At 50.5% G+C, this 19,671-nt stretch carries 16 protein-coding genes and 1 CRISPR repeat array; of the genes, 5 read left to right on the plus strand and 11 right to left on the minus strand.

The window, feature by feature from the left end; all coding sequences use genetic code 11:
• Nucleotides 1-6: 6 nt before the first annotated feature.
• Together cas3f and cas1f are read right to left on the minus strand one after the other, a co-directional pair.
• Nucleotides 7-3,297, minus strand: coding sequence for a type I-F CRISPR-associated helicase Cas3f (cas3f, locus tag A0G03_RS18985; protein WP_048262189.1), 3,291 nt, complete (start codon nt 3,295-3,297; stop codon nt 7-9).
• Nucleotides 3,294-4,274, minus strand: a complete 981-nt coding sequence (gene cas1f / locus A0G03_RS18990) for a type I-F CRISPR-associated endonuclease Cas1f (protein WP_011095179.1) — start codon at nt 4,272-4,274, stop codon at nt 3,294-3,296. The genes cas3f and cas1f overlap by 4 nt, the downstream gene beginning before the upstream one ends.
• Nucleotides 4,275-4,569: 295 nt before the next feature.
• A CRISPR array of direct repeats spans nt 4,570-5,317; the repeat unit is 28 nt; unit sequence GTTCACTGCCGCACAGGCAGCTTAGAAA.
• 314 nt (nt 5,318-5,631) lie between these two features.
• On the opposite strand from cas1f, the gene A0G03_RS18995 reads away from it, so the two are divergent.
• Nucleotides 5,632-6,492 carry a hypothetical protein gene (locus tag A0G03_RS18995; RefSeq protein WP_080965264.1) on the plus strand — a complete coding sequence of 287 codons (861 nt, stop codon included), beginning with the start codon at nt 5,632-5,634 and terminating at the stop codon, nt 6,490-6,492.
• Nucleotides 6,485-6,889 (plus strand): DUF1240 domain-containing protein, encoded by a 405-nt coding sequence (locus tag A0G03_RS19000; RefSeq protein ID WP_072062062.1) that lies wholly within the window; start codon nt 6,485-6,487, stop codon nt 6,887-6,889. The genes A0G03_RS18995 and A0G03_RS19000 overlap by 8 nt, the downstream gene beginning before the upstream one ends.
• A 51-nt stretch (nt 6,890-6,940) precedes the next feature.
• On the opposite strand, the gene A0G03_RS19005 is transcribed toward A0G03_RS19000, so the two are convergent.
• From A0G03_RS19005 to A0G03_RS19025, 5 genes are all read right to left on the minus strand, one after another.
• Complete coding sequence (locus A0G03_RS19005) at nt 6,941-7,420, minus strand: Hcp family type VI secretion system effector (RefSeq protein WP_048262188.1); 480 nt, start codon at nt 7,418-7,420, stop codon at nt 6,941-6,943.
• A gap of 120 nt (nt 7,421-7,540) precedes the next feature.
• Nucleotides 7,541-8,038, minus strand: coding sequence for a M48 family metallopeptidase (locus A0G03_RS19010; protein WP_011095171.1), 498 nt, complete (start codon nt 8,036-8,038; stop codon nt 7,541-7,543).
• A gap of 184 nt (nt 8,039-8,222) precedes the next feature.
• On the minus strand, nt 8,223-9,416 hold the full coding sequence (locus A0G03_RS19015) for an amino acid aminotransferase (RefSeq protein WP_011095170.1): 1,194 nt from the start codon (nt 9,414-9,416) through the stop codon (nt 8,223-8,225).
• A gap of 63 nt (nt 9,417-9,479) precedes the next feature.
• Nucleotides 9,480-10,094 (minus strand): YitT family protein, encoded by a 615-nt coding sequence (locus tag A0G03_RS19020; protein ID WP_039293524.1) that lies wholly within the window; start codon nt 10,092-10,094, stop codon nt 9,480-9,482.
• A 255-nt stretch (nt 10,095-10,349) separates the two neighbouring features.
• Nucleotides 10,350-10,829: an Lrp/AsnC family transcriptional regulator gene (locus A0G03_RS19025; RefSeq protein ID WP_039306464.1), complete on the minus strand. Its 480-nt coding sequence runs from the start codon at nt 10,827-10,829 to the stop codon at nt 10,350-10,352.
• 360 nt (nt 10,830-11,189) lie between these two features.
• On the opposite strand from A0G03_RS19025, the gene A0G03_RS19030 reads away from it, so the two are divergent.
• The gene (locus tag A0G03_RS19030) at nt 11,190-12,575 is read left to right on the plus strand and encodes an amino acid permease (protein ID WP_048262186.1); all 1,386 of its coding nucleotides are present in this window, start codon (nt 11,190-11,192) and stop codon (nt 12,573-12,575) included.
• Nucleotides 12,576-12,704: 129 nt separating this feature from the next.
• On the opposite strand, the gene A0G03_RS19035 is transcribed toward A0G03_RS19030, so the two are convergent.
• The 3 genes from A0G03_RS19035 to dnaB are packed head-to-tail and all read right to left on the minus strand — an operon-like array spanning nt 12,705 to nt 15,887.
• Nucleotides 12,705-13,364 (minus strand): hypothetical protein, encoded by a 660-nt coding sequence (locus tag A0G03_RS19035; protein WP_048262184.1) that lies wholly within the window; start codon nt 13,362-13,364, stop codon nt 12,705-12,707.
• Nucleotides 13,357-14,439: an alanine racemase gene (gene alr / locus A0G03_RS19040; protein WP_048262182.1), complete on the minus strand. Its 1,083-nt coding sequence runs from the start codon at nt 14,437-14,439 to the stop codon at nt 13,357-13,359. The genes A0G03_RS19035 and alr overlap by 8 nt, the downstream gene beginning before the upstream one ends.
• A gap of 41 nt (nt 14,440-14,480) precedes the next feature.
• Complete coding sequence (gene dnaB, locus A0G03_RS19045) at nt 14,481-15,887, minus strand: replicative DNA helicase (RefSeq protein ID WP_011095164.1); 1,407 nt, start codon at nt 15,885-15,887, stop codon at nt 14,481-14,483.
• Between the two features lie 179 nt (nt 15,888-16,066).
• On the opposite strand from dnaB, the gene A0G03_RS19050 reads away from it, so the two are divergent.
• Nucleotides 16,067-17,053, plus strand: a complete 987-nt coding sequence (locus A0G03_RS19050; protein ID WP_048262180.1) for a quinone oxidoreductase — start codon at nt 16,067-16,069, stop codon at nt 17,051-17,053.
• A 329-nt stretch (nt 17,054-17,382) separates the two neighbouring features.
• Nucleotides 17,383-18,774: a cytochrome P450 gene (locus A0G03_RS19055; protein WP_048262179.1), complete on the plus strand. Its 1,392-nt coding sequence runs from the start codon at nt 17,383-17,385 to the stop codon at nt 18,772-18,774.
• Nucleotides 18,775-19,240: 466 nt separating this feature from the next.
• Here the strand turns inward: A0G03_RS19055 and pspG are convergent, their stop codons facing one another.
• On the minus strand, nt 19,241-19,513 hold the full coding sequence (gene pspG / locus A0G03_RS19065) for an envelope stress response protein PspG (RefSeq protein WP_048262174.1): 273 nt from the start codon (nt 19,511-19,513) through the stop codon (nt 19,241-19,243).
• Nucleotides 19,514-19,671: the final 158 nt, after the last annotated feature.

Raw genomic sequence — 19,671 nt, forward strand, 5'->3', positions numbered from 1 at the left:
CTCTTGTCATTGTTTAAACACCCCTAACAGCGGGTGCCAGTACCAGTCCTCTTCTTCCCGCAGGAGAATTTCGCCGAAGCGGGCGCTCACCCAGCTCAGTTCCCACTGCTTTTCTTCCGCCAGCCGTTGGTACAAGGCGTGGTAATCCGGCTCGATCCAAGCACTGACGCCTTCTGCCATGTTCAGCGTAACGGGGCGAGCAATATCGCTTTGCTTCCAGCCACTCGGACCATCGTCCTGCACCATGAAAACCGGTTCTTCATCGTCATCGGCGATCCACAGGGTGTACGCTTCATCTTTCGCCGATTGACGAAATGGCGTACGCCGCTGTAGTTCGCCATTCCAATGCGGGTGTGCGCGCCACCAAAAGGCAGCTGGAGGGCGTTTCAGGTCATCGAGTTTTTTATTTTTGAGCCCCAGTAGCGTTTTCCCCAACACGGCATGCTCTAACGCCACCAGCGAAAGCGGCTTGGCAAAAGACATTGGCTGCACGATACGCGGTGCGGCGCTGAGGTGGCGATACTCTTTTTCCTGCAATAGTTGGTGGAGATCGTGTGTATCCAGGCTGTCATCCTGCGACTCAAAGCCAGGTTTACAGTACGCGATGTCTTTCCCCCTAAGCGCTCGAATGTTGTGGCTAAGTAGATAGATATTGGGGGTTTTAGGCACATACTGCTTGTCCTGCCGGTGACGCAATATGCGTCCGGCAGGTTGGATTAGCGAACGCATCGAGCTAGGCTCGACAATCGCCCAATCGTAATCATGATCCCTACCGACCTCTGCTACCGAAGTCGCTAACGCCACAAAGACATGATGCTGTTGCGACGACTTTTCTATCGCCTGACGAATTTCCTCCACCTGCCACAGAGCATCGGCATCGTTACGCATCAGCGCGGCATCAAGCCGCTGCTCAATGTGGGAGCGCATCGCCAGCGGATGCTGGCTGTGATAAATGCAGTAATGAATGCAGGTATCCGGCGGTGAAGGGATGGCAAGTAACTGTCGAGCAACGGCAACCAGCGGATCGATGTTTGCCATTCTGACCAGCCCCAGTGAGACGGTTTTCCCGTTTTCATGCTGTTGGTGATGCTGAGAATGTAAATCGAACATCCGTGGATGGATCGCCTGTGCGACGGCCAGATAAACATCGTCCGCATTTTTACTGGGGCTGCTGACCGGTACGATAGTGGCGAAGCGTAGCGGGAGTTCATCTTTCGTCAGATTTTTCAGCCGCTGATGAACGAACGCATCGTGTCTGACCATGAAGTCTTTCACGTCACCATATTGTTCGTGCTGACAGTCAAATTCATCAAACCAGCCACAGCAGACGTTCAGTGGCGTATTTGGCGTACCGTAAGCCTGTTGCCAGGCGGTGCGGCCATCAAGATAGGCATCGAACAACGCACGAATTAACGCAGGCGGCAGTGTGGCGGACGACAGCAGCACGCGTGAGCCCAACATTCCCGCCCAGTTAACCAGTCGACAAAGTGCAGGAAGATCCTCCAGACCAAAATCATCCGGTTCATCGAGTACCAGATCGGCGGTCAATAGCCGTAGCATTGGGGCAATTTGGTGACCGCCGCGTAGCGCCTCCGTTGCGGGCATCAGGTGATCGATGGTGGTGATCAGCACTGGCGCACTCAGTAATTGATGCAGCGTTGGGCTGCGTTCCAGCCAGGCTTTTAGCCGACCATCATCCAGCGAGCCATCGTAGCGAACATATTGATGTTCAGAGAACAGCGGATCGGCGGATTCACTGCCGGTCTGTGGCGTATTCTGCTGGCGTTGTTGATTCTCTTTCCGCATTTCATGGAGATCTTGCACCGCCTGTGAACCAATCAGCACCGCTAAGTCGTCTTCGTCCAACTTCAAACGCTGCCGTAGTGCATCGCCCGTTTGCAGCGTCAGCGTGCGTAACCCCAGCGCGACGGAGAAGCGGCAGCCGGTAGATTCATCCGACAGGCCATACATAATTCGTGCATTAGCGAACGTTTTTCCTCTGCCTGTCGATGCCATGTTGATGCCGAAGAAGCCGTGCTGCTTGCTGGTTTCACGAATAGAACAGGCAAGGTCGAACGCGCGATCTTGCCAGCGAAAACGCGGGTGCGTGCTACGTTGACGGAACCCTTTGTGGCGAGTGATGGCGGGGAGCGTGTCACGCAGGTGCGGCAGACTTCGCCCCAGCAGTAAGGCATTTTGCCCAACGCCGACGCAGTGTTCATCCAGCCTCTGTTTATATTCCCCAGTCTTACGATCGGTGTTAGCCCACACCGGATAAGTGATGTCCTGCCAGCCAACCGTTGCCGCTCCTGCCGAGTAGTGGTGGTCTGCCAACATTAGAGCGAGACGGGCTAGGTGCACGGTTAGCCGTTGATCTAACTGGCTGAAATGCATAAATGAGGGCAGCTTCAGTGCGCGACCCGCAAATTTTCGTGCCTTCTCGCGCCAGACCGCGCTGTACAGCGGTGTGCCATTAGGGAACTGCCAGTTTTGCTCTCGCTCGTGTGGCGTCCAGCCGATCTGACAATGGTTGAGTGCATTCCACTGTGGAGAAAGATGGTCGGTTAGCCATGTCTCAGCGAAACTTAACTGCGGTTCACTACTATTTGGTGCAAGCTCTGTCGATTTATTAAACACAGGCAGGCGATGGTGAGAAACAATCAGCCAAGCGATGGTTTGCGCCAGCGGCGGCAAGGTACGGAATGGACTATCGCTGAACGTCGGTTTATCCTGTTGCAGCGTCGCCAGCAGCGCGACTTCTGCTTCTGAGGTAATCATGCTGAGCGTGGTTAGCCAGGCTTTATCGTCCTGCTCACCGACAAAGGCCTGAAATAGTCGTAGCGATACCCATTCATGTCGATAGGGTTGGCTGCGTGGGCCAGTACCGCTCAGGCCAGCCTGAAATAGCGCATTGGCTTTGCCAACATCGTGAAATAGCCCAGCAATGGCGGCCAGCAGGCTGAATACTTCTGCGCTGTGCCACGGATTTTCATCTTTTGTGCGCAGAACATCTCGGCTGGTGGTATTGGTAGGAACACTTCCCTGCGCATTAAAACGTCGCAGATTGCCGACGACCCACAGTAGCTCGGTGTGGTTTGTGCTACGAATCCAGTGGCAGGCAACTGCCGTATTGCGACGGGCTGTTTTGCGCAGCAGCTTGCGTAGCGTGTTCAGCCCTTCCAGCGTGATGGCGGTTTGCCAACTGCGCTCGCCTTTGCGTTCAGCAAATTGATCCAGTATCCGGCGGGTTTCGACCAGCGCACGCTTATTGCATTCTGAAATCAGCAGAATGTTCATCGCACTACCTGACTCAGTTTGCTGGCGACATCCTGCAAGCTGCCGATCATCACATCCAGCGCTTCGGATTGTTGAAATGCGGTCAGGCAACGCTGACGAAATTCTTGCTCATCTTCGCCCTCCATCGCGGCAATAAAAGCCTGCGGCAGCACGAGCGCATCTTTAATTAAATCGGCGACATCAAACACCAGCCCGCCACGGCGAGTTTTACCGTGTAACACTGCTAACCCGTGCGGCAGGCCCAGCACCCACGTTGAGACGGCAGCCAGCCCATAAGCCAGATAGTTGCCGTGATCGAGAAAGCGGTTAGCCAGATCGGTACCGCCGCCGCGTTTGGCGCGGGTAAAGTCGCCATAGCTCACGGCATTAGCGGCCAGTCTGTACAGGGCTTTAGTCATCATCGCTTCCTGTACCAGTACGTCATTGCTGGTGCGGCAATCGGTTAACCCTTTTTGATAACGATCCAGAAGCGCCTGAAGATGCTCGGACTTAAAGGTAAAGCGCGATTCACGGGACAGGCGAGAACCCAGCCAGTGCTGACGAATTTGCGTTATTCGCACTTGTTGGAAGGCGATGGCGGCGGCCAGCCTTTTCTCATCATCGAACCAAAAGCTGACCCAGTCCTGCAAATACTCGGTTGGTCGATATTCGCTCTGTGGCGATAGCCAGGATACTGCGACTTCAGCCTCGTTGGCGGCAAACAGCGGTGTACCACCACCGCCACAAAAACCAATCATCACGCCTGCTCTGGCAAATTCCCGCATGGCGGCTTGAGTTACGGAGGTGCCGGTTCCCAGCATCACCACGCTGGTATTGGCGATGGGAATATTCCAGTACAGAGACTGGTTTCCTTCCTCCGTGACATATTCGACACGACCACCGTTGACGAGAATACGGCAATGTTGGAGGTAATAAACATTGGCGCGTTTGGAATGCAGAATGGTTTTTAAATCCGAAGGGCTAAAGGCGTTATCCATAATGTATTTTCTTCCGTAATAGATAATAGCCATAACGCCAGCTAAATAAATCGCAGGCTAACTATTTGATAAGGAAAAATATAACTTTCAGAAAACTGATGAAAATCAGCCTATCACAGTTGCATGTGAAAGATGATGACCGCAAAAAATTTTACCCAAACGTAGACCCTTTTTATTTGGCCTATTTCACAGGATTAAAAATCAATGAGTTACAGATGGGGTTAAAAAAAGGGTTTTTACGAAGAAAATGGCAATTGCTGCTAATAAAACAAATCGTTAGAGTGATCGGGCTACAGTTCACTGCCGCACAGGCAGCTTAGAAAATGCTGGCCAGCGCTACAGCTAGCCCCATGTCGTTCACTGCCGCACAGGCAGCTTAGAAAAGCACGCGCAAGAATGACTAGCAGGGATGTCGGTTCACTGCCGCACAGGCAGCTTAGAAACAACGCTCAAACAGATTAACGGCGATAGACGAGTTCACTGCCGCACAGGCAGCTTAGAAAAACAAGCGCGTATGCAGGCCAACGCGGATTATGTTCACTGCCGCACAGGCAGCTTAGAAAGTTGAAATATTTCAGTGATTGCGATGAAGATAGTTCACTGCCGCACAGGCAGCTTAGAAATGATTGGTGAAATGGACCCAGATGCCGTGGATGTTCACTGCCGCACAGGCAGCTTAGAAATGTATAAATCTATCTTTTCCCCCTCAAATCCCGTTCACTGCCGCACAGGCAGCTTAGAAAGTCAGATTCTGATATTGAAATAATCTTGGAACGTTCACTGCCGCACAGGCAGCTTAGAAAGCCTGAGTCGATGGATATGCCCTCTCAGAAGGGTTCACTGCCGCACAGGCAGCTTAGAAATCACGGTAACGCTGCATAAAGTAATCACGCTCGTTCACTGCCGCACAGGCAGCTTAGAAATTACGTTGGCGACGGCTTCGGGCCGCTTCACTGTTCACTGCCGCACAGGCAGCTTAGAAAGCTTTCGTATTCTACAGTCATTACTTTATCGCGTTCACTGCCGCACAGGCAGCTTAGAAACGAACCACGGGTGAACCAGTTCCCCTGCCCCTATTCACTGCCGTACAGGCAGCCTATTCACAGCACTCAGGCGCTGCTGTCTGGTTATTATCGAGGTAGCACTGCGCCAGCGCTCAATGCGCTGTAGCTCTTAAATAACGTATTGTTGATGGCCTATTTTCGTAATGTTTTCAAGTAATGGGTTTCTTTTGGTGGGAATGGAAAATTGCAGATTGAATTTTATTAACATTTTAAAATCACCATTTTTCCGTTAAAGTGCACTTACAGGGAAATAGTTTGTTTACTTAAGTAAAATTCGAGGGAGTGAGGCACTTGTGAAATACGATCCGGTTTTAAAAACGCTTGTGGATGATGATTATCGATTAGAAGATCATCTTGATTTTAAAAAACAGCATGCAGATATTAACTATCAGAAATTACATGCTCAACTAAATGAAATAAATAACGATAACATTCATGCCATATTGACTGCGGAGGAAGCGACGTATTTTTTACAAACGTTATGCACCCCTAATCCTAATCAATCGTGGAAAATGGCCATGTTTGGCTGTACCGATCCTGCCTCATCGTTTGCTGGGAATATTGCAGAAGCGGTGTCTGTGGGCAGAATCGTGATGGAAATTAAAGGATTTGGGGTAACTGCAACGGAATATATCGGGAAAAATGGCAGTAAGTACATAAAATTATCTGGATATTCAGGAGTAAGAAAGTATTTAGATGCCACCAGATATTTAGTCAGTAACCAAAAAATACTCGATATAGGGATAGGTACAAAAGGTATTGAAAGTGGTATTGCGACTGGGGCACGATTCTGCATTTTGTTTTCAGGTGCTTATCGAGCCATTGAGTTGATGGTGAAAGATGAATACGCACTGACCGATTTCTTTGTTAATTTAACGATGGATGCCGCAAAATTAGCGGTATCGATTGGGGTTGCATGGGGGGCAAAAATGGCAGCTACCTCGGTAATGGTGGCTACAGGAGGTAGTGTTATTATTATTGCTGGTGGTATATTTTTACTTGGGGTTGTTGTCAGTTTTTCATTACTCTGGCTAGATAATAAATATAAAATAAGTGAGACGATAATAAAAAATTTAAAATCACATAAAAAACAGTATACGCCATATCATCCCGATCAATTCTTTCATGCCTGGGGGAGGTACAGTCGTGGTTAAGGTAAATAGGCCATTAGCTGGCGCATTTGCAGTTTTTATTTTTCTATTGACATGCTTTACTGGTTGGTTTTCTTTTAATTCATATTTGGATATTTTACAGTTAAATGATACGATAGTCTTTTCATGGAAAGTTGGGTTAATGGTATTTGGTTCTCCTTTGCTATTCTATTTTTCATATTTATTTTTTTATTCTTCAATAAATAACAAAGTGGCTAAAATTAATAATAAGTTGGGAGGGGGGTTATTTATAATAATGATCGTTGGTGCTGTAATTAGTTCATTCTCATCTTTCTACATGTCTTATAATTTTAGAAATTATGGCTATGAAATATGCCCTAAAACATCTTGGATGGATCCCAACAAGTATGTGAAAGATATTGCTCTTTGTGATGAGTAGTAATAACAAGCACAACTGATAAGATGTGCTTGTTATCAAAGGTCATAAATATTAGAAACTCATTTCCTCCCAGATACTGTAACCCGACGTTCCTGCGATCTTATGGTTCCATGCGATAGTTTTATATTTCAGCTGGACTTTTTCATACGGCATGATGTCGTTGTTATCAATGACGTGTGGATAGACACAAGTGACGTCCACAATACTCGCATCTGTTAAAGTTACTTCATAATAAAGCTCTAACTGCCCAGCGGAATTGACGCGATAAAAATAAAATGTCACATCTACCTTTTCATTATAAGAGATTGCCATTCCTAATAACGGGGATGATTTATCGATTGGCTTAATAAAATTAATCGGGTGATGTGCGACATTTTGGTCACGACTGATGCTATGGTTTAATCCTAATACTTGTATTTGGTCTTCATGACCGACTTGATAGCGATTGCCAATTGAGTCGAGCGTTGAGCAACCAGATGATATTAAACCCTGTTTCTGACCATTAATGCTGGCGTAAATCAAATTAGCCATATCAAATCCTTATGAGAAAATTTATCAATAAACTGAGTGATAATATATTGATTATCAGCGCGGAAATAATACGGCTAAGGCAATGTCAAAGCAAACCATTATAAAACTCTGGTGTAAAATCTAACCTGCGTTTATTTCTCGCCAGTTCAGCCAGATTCGCATATCAAATTCTAACTGGTGATAATCAGGATCCATATGGCAGCAGAGTTGATAGAAGGCTTTGTTGTGGTCTTTTTCTTTGAGGTGGGCGAGTTCGTGTACCACGATCATACGCAGGAAATCTTCTGGCCCGTCACGAAATAACGTCGCTATTCTGATTTCGTTGTTGGACTTTAATTTTCCGCCCTGTACGCGTGCTACAAATGTATTGGTTCCCAGCGTCCCTTTTATCGGGTTCTGTTTATTGTCGTAAAGCACCTTTGATATTGCTGGTGCATTCTTCAGATATCGCTGCTTGAGTTCAGCGACAAATTGATAGAGCGACTTATCACTCTGAATCTGATGGCGGTCAGGGTACCTTTTTTCCAGCCAGAGGCCGAGTTTGCCTTGATCAACGAGCGTCTGCGCTTGTGCAACAATCGTTGGGGGGTAGCCGTTCAGGTAGCGTAATTGGGTCATGGTGTTTTTATTCGTTGGAATAATTCAGGTTAAGCACGGGTGATTGACTGGTACTTTCTCGCTAGTTCGAATGTGGAAAACCGACCGTACTGCTTTGATGGTTAGCTGGAAACATAAGCCACCGATTTAACCGGGTTTATACATTATCACGTCGATTAAATCAGTGGCTTTGTCATTTTACGGTTTACTGAATGGCGGCGAAAGCGGCAGCGACGCGTTGGACGTTGCTGTGGTTGAGCCCCGCCATACACATACGGCCGCTGGCGATCAGGTACACGCCAAATTCTTCACGCAGGCGGTCAACTTGTTCCGGGCTGAAACCCGTGTAACTGAACATACCGCGCTGAGTGAGCAGGTAGTCGACGTTGCGGTTCGGCAGTGCGTTTTTCAATGCGGAAACCAACTCCTGACGCATGCTTAGAATACGCGTGCGCATCTCTTCGACTTCCGCTTTCCAGTCGGCGTTCAACTGCACGTCGTTCAGGACTTTAGAAACCACCTGAGCGCCGAAATTTGGTGGGGAAGAGTAGTTGCGGCGTACGGTCGCTTTTAACTGACCCAATACGCGCTGCGCGCTGTCGGCATCGTCACACACCACGGAAAGGCCACCGACGCGCTCGCTATACAGTGAGAAAATCTTGGAGAACGAGTTGGCGATCAGTGCCGGAACGCCTGCGCTGGCAACGGCGCGAATTGCATACGCATCCTGCTCGATGCCGAGGCCAAAGCCCTGATAAGCGATGTCCATAAACGGAATCAGCTCACGCTGGATGATAACCTCAATGACGCGATCCCACTGTTCGGTGGTGAGATCGGAACCAGTCGGGTTATGGCAGCACGGATGTAGCAGCACAATGCTGCGTGTTGGCAGCGTTTGCAGGGTGGAGAGCATGGCGTCAAATTTCACGCCCAGACTTTCGCTATCGAAATACGGGTAGGTGTGAACGTTAAAGCCCGCGCCCTCGAAGATCGCAATATGGTTTTCCCATGTTGGATCGCTGACCCACACTTCTGACGCTGGGAAGTAGCGTTTCAGGAAATCTGCACCGACTTTCAGCGCACCGGAACCGCCCAACGTCTGGATGGTCGCGATGCGACCTGCTTCCAGCGCCGCGTGGCTTTCACCGAACAACAAATGCTGGATAGCCGTGCGGTAAGGCTGTAACCCTTCCATCGGCAGATAGGAATTCGCGCTCTGAGCAGGCTGCCGTAGGCTGCTTTCCGCTGTGCTGACGGATCGCAACTGCGGGATAATATTCTGCTCGTTGTAGTACAGCCCGATACTCAAATTGATCTTATCTGCTCTTGGATCCTGTTTGAATTTTTCCATCAGAGACAGGATAGGATCTCCGGCATAGGTATCAACGTTTTGAAACACAGTGTAGCTCTCCTGAGTGTGTCATTTTTATGGGTACCGCACCCCGACGATGATGGGGGACAATCAGGCCGCGTAACGGCCAGGGCGATGATTCATCGCGATAATTAGGTTCAGAATGGTTGCCCCTAGAATCGAAGCAATCAACATCGGTATGCTTACCACGAACAGGGAAGTCAGCACAATCACAACGTCAACGCCCATCTGGAGTTTCCCCGCCCGCAGGCCATATTTGTCCTGAAGGTAAAGCGCCAGAATGTTAACGCCGCCGAGGCTGGCTTTATGGCGGAACAGTACAACGAAGCCTATTCCGGTGATGATATTACCGAATAGCGTGGCGTAGAACGGGTTGAGCTGATCGAAATGAATGAACAGCGGATGCAGATCGGAAAACAGAGAAACCAGCCCGACAGCGCTGAACGTTTTCACTGTGAATTCCCACCCCATGCGTCGTACGGCCAGATAATAGAAGGGCAGATTCAGCAGGAAAAACGCGACGCCAAAGGAAACGTTTGTCAGATAATGGACAAGAAAAGCGATGCCTGCGGTGCCACCGGTGAGCGCGCCAGCCTGACGCAGCAGAATGATGCCAAATGACACCATCAGCGTGCCGATCAGTATTGCCAGAACATCTTCCAGCAACGTATGTGATATTTTTTGTGTGGGAATAACGTTATCCATGGTGAGCACTCGATAGACTGACTGTCGTGAAAACATGTGCTTACCCAAGCAAGAATCACACCAGATGATACCGCTTAGCGGCTGGTTTGCGCGAAAGACCTACGGTAATAAGAGCAACGTATTGAATTATATCGATGAATATAATGCATGATTCGTGCGTTTTTCATAATAAACATGGCTGGGTCGTGCGATAAGTTGTGACTTTTTGCGTGAATCGCTTGTTTGTCTGCACCAAATAGACGCGATTGCCCCAATTCAGGGCAACGCAGGCGGTTCTGGCGTGATCAAACCGTTCTCTTTAAGGCGGTTCAATACCACTGAGGTTTTCAGATGTGCGACGCTCTTGTTCTGCGACAGAATCTGACTAATCAGCGTGCTGAGTCCGGGCAGATCCGCGACGGCGACTTTTAACAGATAATCGGCATCGCCCGTGGTTTTATAGGCGTCAATAATCGCATCCACTTCTCCCAGCATTTGGTGAAAGCGTTCAACGTATTCGCTGGTGTGGTTGATCAACCGGACTTCAATTAACCCCAGACATTCCAATCCAACGGCATTCGGTGACAGGCGAGCATGGTAGCCAAGAATGAGCTGTGCCTGTTCCAGCGCGATGCGGCGGCGTGAGCATTGCGAGGCGGAAAGACCGACCAGTTCGCTCAATTCCTGGTTAGTCAGGCGACCGTTGGTCTGTAGCAGCGTCAGGATTTTCAGATCGAAATCATCAATGTTGTACATCGCGTTCCTTAAACCATGTCAGTAGTCAGTCAAACAGACTACCAGCTTTTTAAGCCGCGTTGCCTATGAGTTTTTTATCGCTACAGGCGCGCTCAGTAGCGGTTTGCACCATGATGGTTCAATTCATGCATCGTAGGGCAAGAAATGTCGTCATTGCGTGCGTCATTCGACGTTAATGTGCATTTAATGTTCGTATTCTTTAAATTAATGCGTGATGTGTGAAATTGAGGGCGAAATAAATTTTCTAATTTTTCATTACGTTATGCGAACGGCGCTTGTGGAGATAGGGCCGGTTGGTTATCTGGCCTGATAGTTGCTAAACCCTCACCAGTTCGAATTTTATTGCTGACGGGGAAAAAAATGGAGACACAACAAGAAGAAGGGCAGTTGAAAAGAGGATTGAAAAATCGCCATATTCAACTGATCGCGCTTGGGGGCGCGGTAGGAACCGGGCTGTTTTTAGGCATCGCGCAGACCATCAAAATGGCGGGGCCATCGGTACTGCTCGGCTATGCGATTGCGGGTGTTATCGCATTCTTTATTATGCGTCAGTTGGGTGAAATGGTCGTGGAAGAACCCGTTGCGGGCTCGTTCAGCCACTTTGCGTATAAGTATTGGGGCGAGTTCGCCGGGTTTATGTCCGGTTGGAATTACTGGGTGCTGTATGTTTTGGTGAGTATGGCCGAGTTGACGGCGGTCGGGATTTATATTCAGTACTGGTGGCCGGATGTGCCCACCTGGGTCTCGGCAGGGATCTTCTTCGTGCTGATCAACGCCATCAACCTGACTAGCGTTAAAGTATATGGCGAAATGGAATTCTGGTTTTCGATCATCAAGGTTGTGGCGATCATGGGAATGATCGTGTTTGGCTGCTATCTGTTGTTCAGCGGCGCGGGTGGCCCTGACGCTAGCGTAGCGAATCTATGGCAGCACGGTGGTTTCTTCCCGAACGGCGTGAGTGGCATGGTCATGGCGATGGCGGTGATCATGTTCTCTTTCGGTGGACTGGAGCTGGTGGGGATTACTGCCGCTGAAGCTGACGATCCGCAAAACAGCATTCCACGTGCCACGAATCAGGTGATTTACCGCATTCTGCTGTTTTACGTTGGGGCGCTGGCGGTATTGCTGTCGCTGTATCCGTGGGGGAAAGTTGTGGAAGGCGGTAGCCCGTTCGTCATGATTTTCCATGCGCTGGATAGCAACGTCGTGGCTACTGTTCTGAATCTGGTGGTGCTGTCGGCGGCTTTATCGGTTTACAACAGCTGTGTGTACTGCAACAGTCGCATGCTATTCGGGTTGGCGAAACAGGGCAACGCGCCGCGTGCCTTGCTGAACGTGAATAAGCGTGGCATCCCGTTGGTAGCACTCGGCGTATCCGCACTGGCGACGGCACTGTGTGTCGTGATCAACTACCTCATGCCGGGTAAAGCCTTTGAGCTGTTGATGGCGCTAGTCGTCTCTGCCTTGGTAATTAACTGGGCGATGATTTGCATCACTCACCTGAAATTCCGTGCGGCTAAAAAGCAGGAAGGTCAGGAAACGCGCTTTAAAAGCCTCGGTTATCCGGTGACGAATGTGATTTGTCTGCTGTTTCTGGCGGGGATTCTGGTCATCATGGCGATGACGCCGGGTATCCAGATTTCAGTGCTGCTGATTCCGTTCTGGCTTCTGGCGCTGGCTGTGAGCTACGTGGTGAAAAAGAAGAAAAGTACGGTGGCGGCGCAGGCAGTAAAAGCTGACTATTAAGCTAAAAGGCACCTCTAATTAAGTCAAAAGGCACTTCTCGTGGTGGAGTGCCTTATGTTTATTCAGTTAATGGTGTTTATCTTTTAAATGATAGTTCTCGGGATCGTGTGATAGCCATTCCGAGAACCATCACTCCACAATAATCCGCTCGTCACTCTCTCCCAAACATACCGTTAACTGTTGTCCGCTGGGGCTAAAAGCACAGTAGGGTAGAGGCTCACGCAGATAGAGGTACAGCGGAAGTGCCAGATAAAGTGCGACTAGCAGCAATGCGGCGATTGTTTTGGCGGTGGTGGTTTCTGTAGAGATTATTTTCGCCCGCGTTGCGCGCGCAGCTAGCTGAGCGTGCCGATACTTCACGACGCCGATAGTGGTCATCGCTACGCCTACCAGCATGGAAACATACAGTTCGCCAGTCGTCGGAGAAAGTATCAGTTCCTCGTTTTCATACGCCTGCCAGTATTGAATGCGCCACAGGGCGCTGATACCAATTTGCATCAGTCCTGCGAGTATCCAGGCAATACGCCATCCCGAGAGCTGAAAGAGCGCCAGAAAGCAGAATCCTGATGCAGCACAAGACCAGTAGATCAGATCGAATATCGCACCGAACATGCCGCCAAATAGCGTGCCGCCGACATCCGTAGGCTTCAGGGTATAGAAATTGATGAGGGCAAACAGCGTCAGGATCGCGGATACGGCAAGCCAGCTTGCCGCATAGTAGATAACCAGTCTGAACGTTGGCAAGCCAGTGGCTTGCCGAGAAAACCCCATCAGTCCGTTTTTACTCACCGTCGACGTATTCCAACGTAGTGCGCTGTGTTAAGCGGGTAATCAGCTCATAGGCGCTGGCACCCGTGTGTGCGGCAATGCGTTCAACCGATAGCGTTGGCCCCCAGAGGATGACTTCATCGCCGACCTTATCCTGCGCATCCGGCCCTAAATCAACTGTAATCATATCCATCGATACGCGGCCGGAAAGCGGTACTTCGCGACCGTTGATGAGCACGGGCGTACCCGCTGGCGCGCAACGCGGATAGCCATCGCCGTAGCCGACAGCGACTACGCCCAGACGCGTATCGCGCGGGCTGGTCCAGGTGCCGCCGTAGCCGACAGCTTCACCCGCTTTGTGTTCACGAACCGCAATCAGGTGAGACGTAAAGGTCATGGCAGGTTGGAAGCCGAAATGCGCGGCGTCTTCGTTATCCAACGGCGATACGCCATAGAGGATAATGCCGGGACGGACGCGATCGCGGTGCGCTTGCGGCCACAGTAGAATTCCACCGGAAGCCGCGATGGACTGTGCGCCGGGTTTACCTTGTGTAAAGGCATCGAAGCAGGCCAGTTGGCGTTCGGTGGTTCCAGCCTCAGGTTCATCGGCACGGCAAAAGTGGCTCATGATATTGACGGGCTGCACCACATTGCGACATTCGGTCAGGCGTTGCCAAAATACGTCTGCATGTTCCGGCAGAACGCCAAGACGGTGCATGCCAGTATCGAGCTTCATCCACACGCGTATCGGCTGAGGCAGCGTGGCTTGCTCCAGCGCGGCAAGCTGCTCGGGGCTGTGAACGGCGGTTTCTAGCTGATGTTCTACCAGAAGCGGAAGATCGTCGGCGGAGAAAAAGCCTTCCAGCAGGACGATAGGCTTGGTGATGCCTGCGGCACGCAGCGCCAGCGCTTCGGAGAGTCGCGCGACGCCGTAGCAGTCAGCGTCGCAGAAGGTATGAGCGGATTCGATCATGCCGTGGCCGTAGGCGTTGGCTTTCACGACGGCAACGATCTGGCTGCCAGGCGCTAACTGGCGGATTCGTTGCAGGTTGTGGCGTAACGCACGCCGGCTAATGACGGCAGTTGCCGTTTTCATTCTTGTTCCTTAGTGCAGTGTTGTCATTGCTGAGCGCTGCGTTATTCATCGTCATATTGTGGGCCGGCATAGTTATCAAAGCGCGACCACTGCCCGTTAAAGGTTAAACGAACGGAACCAATCGGGCCGTTACGCTGTTTCCCCAGAATGATTTCAGCGATGCCTTTCAGGTCGCTGTTCTCGTGATAAACCTCATCACGGTAGATAAACATAATCAGGTCGGCGTCCTGCTCGATGGAGCCGGATTCACGCAGATCCGAGTTGACCGGACGCTTATCGGCGCGCTGTTCCAGACTACGGTTAAGCTGCGACAAGGCGACGACAGGAACCTGCAATTCTTTTGCCAGCGCTTTGAGCGAGCGAGATATTTCTGCGATTTCCAGCGTACGGTTATCCGACAGTGACGGCACACGCATCAATTGCAGGTAGTCGATCATGATCATGCTCAGGCCATCATGTTCACGGAACACGCGGCGGGCGCGGGAACGAACGTCGGTTGGCGTCAGGCCGGAGGAGTCATCAATGTACATGTTGCGCTTTTCAAGCAGGATTCCCATGGTACTGGAAATACGCGCCCAATCTTCATCGTCCAACTGACCCGTACGGATGCGGGTCTGATCCACGCGAGACAGAGACGCGAGCATACGCATCATGATCTGTTCGCCGGGCATTTCCAGACTAAATATCAACACAGGCTTTTCTTGGGTCATGGCAGCATGTTCACACAGGTTCATCGCAAAGGTGGTTTTCCCCATTGATGGACGCGCTGCCACGATGATTAAGTCAGATTTCTGCAAGCCGGCGGTTTTTTTGTTGAGATCCTGATAGCCCGTATCCACACCCGTAACCCCATCGTGCGGCTTCTGGTAAAGCTGCTCGATACGGGAGACGGTATCTTCCAGAATGCGGTCGATGCTTTTTGGGCCTTCATCTTTGCTGGCACGGTTTTCTGCGATCTGGAATACGCGAGATTCCGCCAGATCGAGTAGATCTTCGCTGCTGCGGCCTTGCGGATCGTAGCCCGCATCGGCGATCTCATTGGCGACGGAGATCATTTCACGCACCACGGCGCGCTCGCGCACGATGTCAGCGTAGGCACCAATGTTGGCGGCGCTCGGCGTGTTTTTTGCCAGTTCAGCCAGGTAAGCGAAGCCACCGGCGGATTCCAATGAGCCTTGCAGTTCGAGCGATTCGGATAACGTAATCAGGTCGATCGGTTTGCTCATTTCCAGCAAACGATGCATTTCGGTGAAGATCAGGCGGTGGGCACGGTTATAGAAGTCGTTAGCGACAACACGCTCGGCGACATTATCCCAGCGCTCATTGTCGAGCATCAGGCCACCCAATACCGATTGCTCCGCTTCCAGCGAATGTGGCGGAAGTTTCAGACCTTCCATCTGGCGGTCACGGGGCTCATTCGATTTATTGGTGGGTCTTTTCTCTGCCATGAAACGGATTCTTTACCGGTTGATTTGCCATTGGATAAGGGGGCATTGTATATGCCGCACGTCCGAAATAACACAATATCCCCGTCATACTTCAAGTTGCATGTGCGTTGGCTACGTTAGTCGCCTAGGGTATATGTGTTATAGAGAGACGATGAACCTGTCACGATTAAGGAGATAACATGGCAAAACGCGTTCAGTTCCGAGCTTATGGTGGCCCAGAGGTTCTGCAATATGTGGATTTCACGCCTGCCGAACCCGCAGCGGGAGAAGTTCAGGTGCAGAATCACGCCATCGGCATTAATTTTATCGATACCTATATTCGCAGCGGCTTGTATCCCGTACCCGATTTGCCTTCTGGATTGGGAACCGAAGCGGCGGGCGTTGTAACGAAAGTCGGTGCGGGTGTGAGCGTGCTGAAAGTCGGCGATCGCGTCGTGTATGCGCAGTCCGGGCTGGGCGCGTATAGCGAGGTGCATAACGTGGTGGCGGAGAAGGTTGCGTTGCTGCCGGACGCTATCAGCTTTGAGCAGGCAGCGGCTTCTTTCCTGAAAGGGCTGACTGTTTACTATCTGCTGCGTCAGACGTATGAAATCAAGCCGAATCAAGTCTTCCTGTTCCATGCGGCTGCGGGCGGCGTTGGGTTGATTGCCTGCCAGTGGGCGAAGGCGCTGGGGGCAAAGCTGATCGGGACGGTAGGTTCCGATGAGAAAGCGGAGCGCGCAAAACAGGCGGGTGCCTGGGCGACCATTAATTATCGCACCGAGAATATCGCGCAGCGTGTCGCAGAACTGACCGATGGGCAGAAGGTGGAGGTCGTGTATGACTCGGTCGGGAAAGATACCTGGGAAGCCTCGCTCGATAGCCTGCGCCGTCGCGGATTGATGGTCAGTTTCGGTAACGCTTCTGGGCCGGTGACCGGCATCAATCTGGGGATTTTGAACCAGAAAGGGTCGCTGTACGTGACGCGTCCTTCACTGTTTGGCTATGTGACAAACCGTGCTGAACTGGAACAGGCCAGTAACGAACTGTTCTCATTGATTGCTAGTGGGGCGATTACGGTAGACGTGCCGCAAAATCAAAAATTTGCGCTGGCGGATGCCCAAGCTGCCCATCGGGCGCTGGAGAGCCGCAGCACGCAGGGTTCATGCTTGCTGATTCCAGGCTAATGGTTTAGGAAGGTTATCGTGTGTGTCGCGGTAACCTTGCCTTTCCTCGTTCGGCTGGGTTTCGGTTTATTTGTCGTGCCCTTCTGTAGAAGAAAAGGCCGCTATCCGTAGTATTACTTATTAACAAAAAAACCAAATCAATGTGTTTGTTTTTTAAACACTGCTCTGTAGGATTTGACGAAAACATAGACCAGACGCTTATTCAAATTTTCTGCCTTGCTCGTTCTCTGCGCCGTACATTATTTCTATACCTCTTCGCTATCTCGATTGTTGTTTTCACAGGTGGTGTATTCATCTGCTTTTGAACATACATAAAGAAGGATGCGAATATGAGATCCATCAAACGCCTGCCAATGCCCCCAACCCGAGGTGTTCTCGGGCATGTTGATTACTTAAAACGAAGTGACATCCACTTACAGATGCTGCGGTGGAAAGCGCAGTATGGCCGCTTTTACCGCTTAAGGCTGGGGCTTACGTCAGCCGTAGTGATTGCCGATACTGAATGGATTCGTACCATAATGAAATCCCGCCCCGACGAGTTTCGGCGTATCAGCAGCATTGAATCTGTTTTTCAGGAAGCTGGGTTGAACGGGGTTTTCTCATCGGAAGGGGAACGGTGGGAACACCAGCGTAAACTGACGGAGCCGATGTTTCAGCCTGCCCATCTTAAGTATTTTTATCCAAGTCTCCGGAAAGTCACCTCTCGGCTATCTGACCGTTTTACGATGCTGGCTGAGGCTGGAGAAATGATCGCGCTGGTAGATGAATTTAAGCGCTATACGGTTGATATCACATCATTACTGGCTTTTGGTGAAGACGTTAATACCCTTGAACAAGGTGATAACCCGCTATCGCAAAGCTTACGTCACTTATTTCCCATCATTAATGAGCGCTGCGAGTCCCCAATACCCGTATGGCGCTACATTCGTAGGGCGCGAGATAAGCAGTTTGATGCAAGTCTGAACCTGATTCGCGAGTATGTAGATGGGTTCATTTATCGCCAGCGGCAACGCATCCAACTGGCCCCCAAGCTACTGGACGCGCCTGAAAATATGCTACAGGTGATGCTCGCTGAGCAGCAAAAAGACGGGACGCTGAAAGACGACGATATTGTGGCGAATGCGATTACGCTGCTTATTGCAGGGGAGGACACGACCGCGAATACGCTTACCTGGATGAGTTTTTTACTTTGCTCGGCTCCTTCGGTAGAAGAATGCGTTTTTCAGGAGTGCAAAGAGGCAACTGACGGTGTCGCGGGCATCCTTCCGTGGCCGCTGCCGCGTATGCCTTGGCTTACTGCGGTTATGTATGAATCGATGCGGCTTAAGCCCGTCGCGCCGTTGCTGTACCTTGAGCCAACCAAGGACACCGTTATTGATGATTTCCTGATCAAAAAGGGCACACCTCTACTGCTAATGCTGAATGCGAGCGGATTCGATGGCGAGCTATTTCAGCAGCCCTATGATTTCATGCCTGAGCGGTGGCTTGAGCGCGGAAAGGCGGCTTTTTCCGATCTCCAACCCTTTGGCGGCGGGCCGCGTATGTGCCCTGGACGGTCGCTGGCATTAATGGAGATCAAGCTAGGTTTTCATGCGCTGTGTAGTGGGTTTCGCGTAGAGGCACAGCAGGCTGCATCGGAAGTCAGCGAGATTTTTGCCTTTACGATGACGCCATCAGGTTTTCGCGTGAAGCTACATAAACGCGAGTTGGAACAATCGTGAGGCTTGATATGGTGTGTGAGCGAACATACTAAGATCAGGGAGAGGACTGAGAGGCAGAACCTGACAATAATACCGACTCGTGAAGAGTCGGTATTATTGCCTGAAAGGCCTTGGCCGTTCTAATTTCATCAGGCTGTATGTAGGGTACAGCGTGGTGATCGTCACGAAAGTGCCGCTGTGCGGCTATTATTTCCCTGACGATGATGAAATCGTGTGGCTTGTTTACCACTTGAGCTTGCTCATCGTTAACCGACAACGGCGAATCAAACTGTGGCGTCATCCTAGCAGCCACATTAGGGAAAAAATATCTGCTGGCGCACACTTTTGTACTAAACAGATCGTATTAAAACAAAGTAGAGCTAATACAAAGTATTACTAAAACAAAGCCGTACTGAAACAAGGTCGTGTTAAATACGGCATTGCCCGTCATTTTTGCGCGTAATTCAGATTTTTCCCTTTTCTGGCATTACCACTCATTTCGATTGCGCTGGCGGTAGGTGTATTTCCGATAGGTATTACGGTGCGAGTCGTAGACCGGCCGCCCGCTAAACTTACGCCACAGCCACACGGCTGCGACAGCCAAAATCAGCCACGGCAACACTTTTACCGCCATGGTAAACAGCCCACCAATCAACATAAAAAGGGACGCCACAAACAGTGCCGCAATCACGCCCAGCAGTGACACGCCCGTTAACATCAGCATGATAAAAAAGCCAATAACGAAGAAAATTTCCAACATGGTGCGCTCCTGTAGCGGTTAAACCGCAGAAAAATGAGTCTGCGTGCTACATAAGCAATTACAAGAATCGTGCCAAGATGCGTCGCTGGTAAGTGATTGATTTACCAGCGACACGAGGAAGAGAAATAAAAGGGTGTTGATGAAAAACACTAACTGTT

It is taken from the genome of Pectobacterium peruviense (assembly GCF_002847345.1).
GTDB classification, from domain to species: domain Bacteria; phylum Pseudomonadota; class Gammaproteobacteria; order Enterobacterales; family Enterobacteriaceae; genus Pectobacterium; species Pectobacterium peruviense.

Coding starts and splice junctions, on each gene's coding strand:
- cas3f (WP_048262189.1), bottom strand. CDS start 3,297: ATGAACATTCTGCTGATTTCAGAATGCAATAAGCGTGCGCTGGTCGAA.
- cas1f (WP_011095179.1), bottom strand. CDS start 4,274: ATGGATAACGCCTTTAGCCCTTCGGATTTAAAAACCATTCTGCATTCC.
- A0G03_RS19005 (WP_048262188.1), bottom strand. CDS start 7,420: ATGGCTAATTTGATTTACGCCAGCATTAATGGTCAGAAACAGGGTTTA.
- A0G03_RS19010 (WP_011095171.1), bottom strand. CDS start 8,038: ATGACCCAATTACGCTACCTGAACGGCTACCCCCCAACGATTGTTGCA.
- A0G03_RS19020 (WP_039293524.1), bottom strand. CDS start 10,094: ATGGATAACGTTATTCCCACACAAAAAATATCACATACGTTGCTGGAA.
- A0G03_RS19025 (WP_039306464.1), bottom strand. CDS start 10,829: ATGTACAACATTGATGATTTCGATCTGAAAATCCTGACGCTGCTACAG.
- A0G03_RS19030 (WP_048262186.1), top strand. CDS start 11,190: ATGGAGACACAACAAGAAGAAGGGCAGTTGAAAAGAGGATTGAAAAAT.
- alr (WP_048262182.1), bottom strand. CDS start 14,439: ATGAAAACGGCAACTGCCGTCATTAGCCGGCGTGCGTTACGCCACAAC.
- dnaB (WP_011095164.1), bottom strand. CDS start 15,887: ATGGCAGAGAAAAGACCCACCAATAAATCGAATGAGCCCCGTGACCGC.
- A0G03_RS19050 (WP_048262180.1), top strand. CDS start 16,067: ATGGCAAAACGCGTTCAGTTCCGAGCTTATGGTGGCCCAGAGGTTCTG.
- A0G03_RS19055 (WP_048262179.1), top strand. CDS start 17,383: ATGAGATCCATCAAACGCCTGCCAATGCCCCCAACCCGAGGTGTTCTC.
- pspG (WP_048262174.1), bottom strand. CDS start 19,513: ATGTTGGAAATTTTCTTCGTTATTGGCTTTTTTATCATGCTGATGTTA.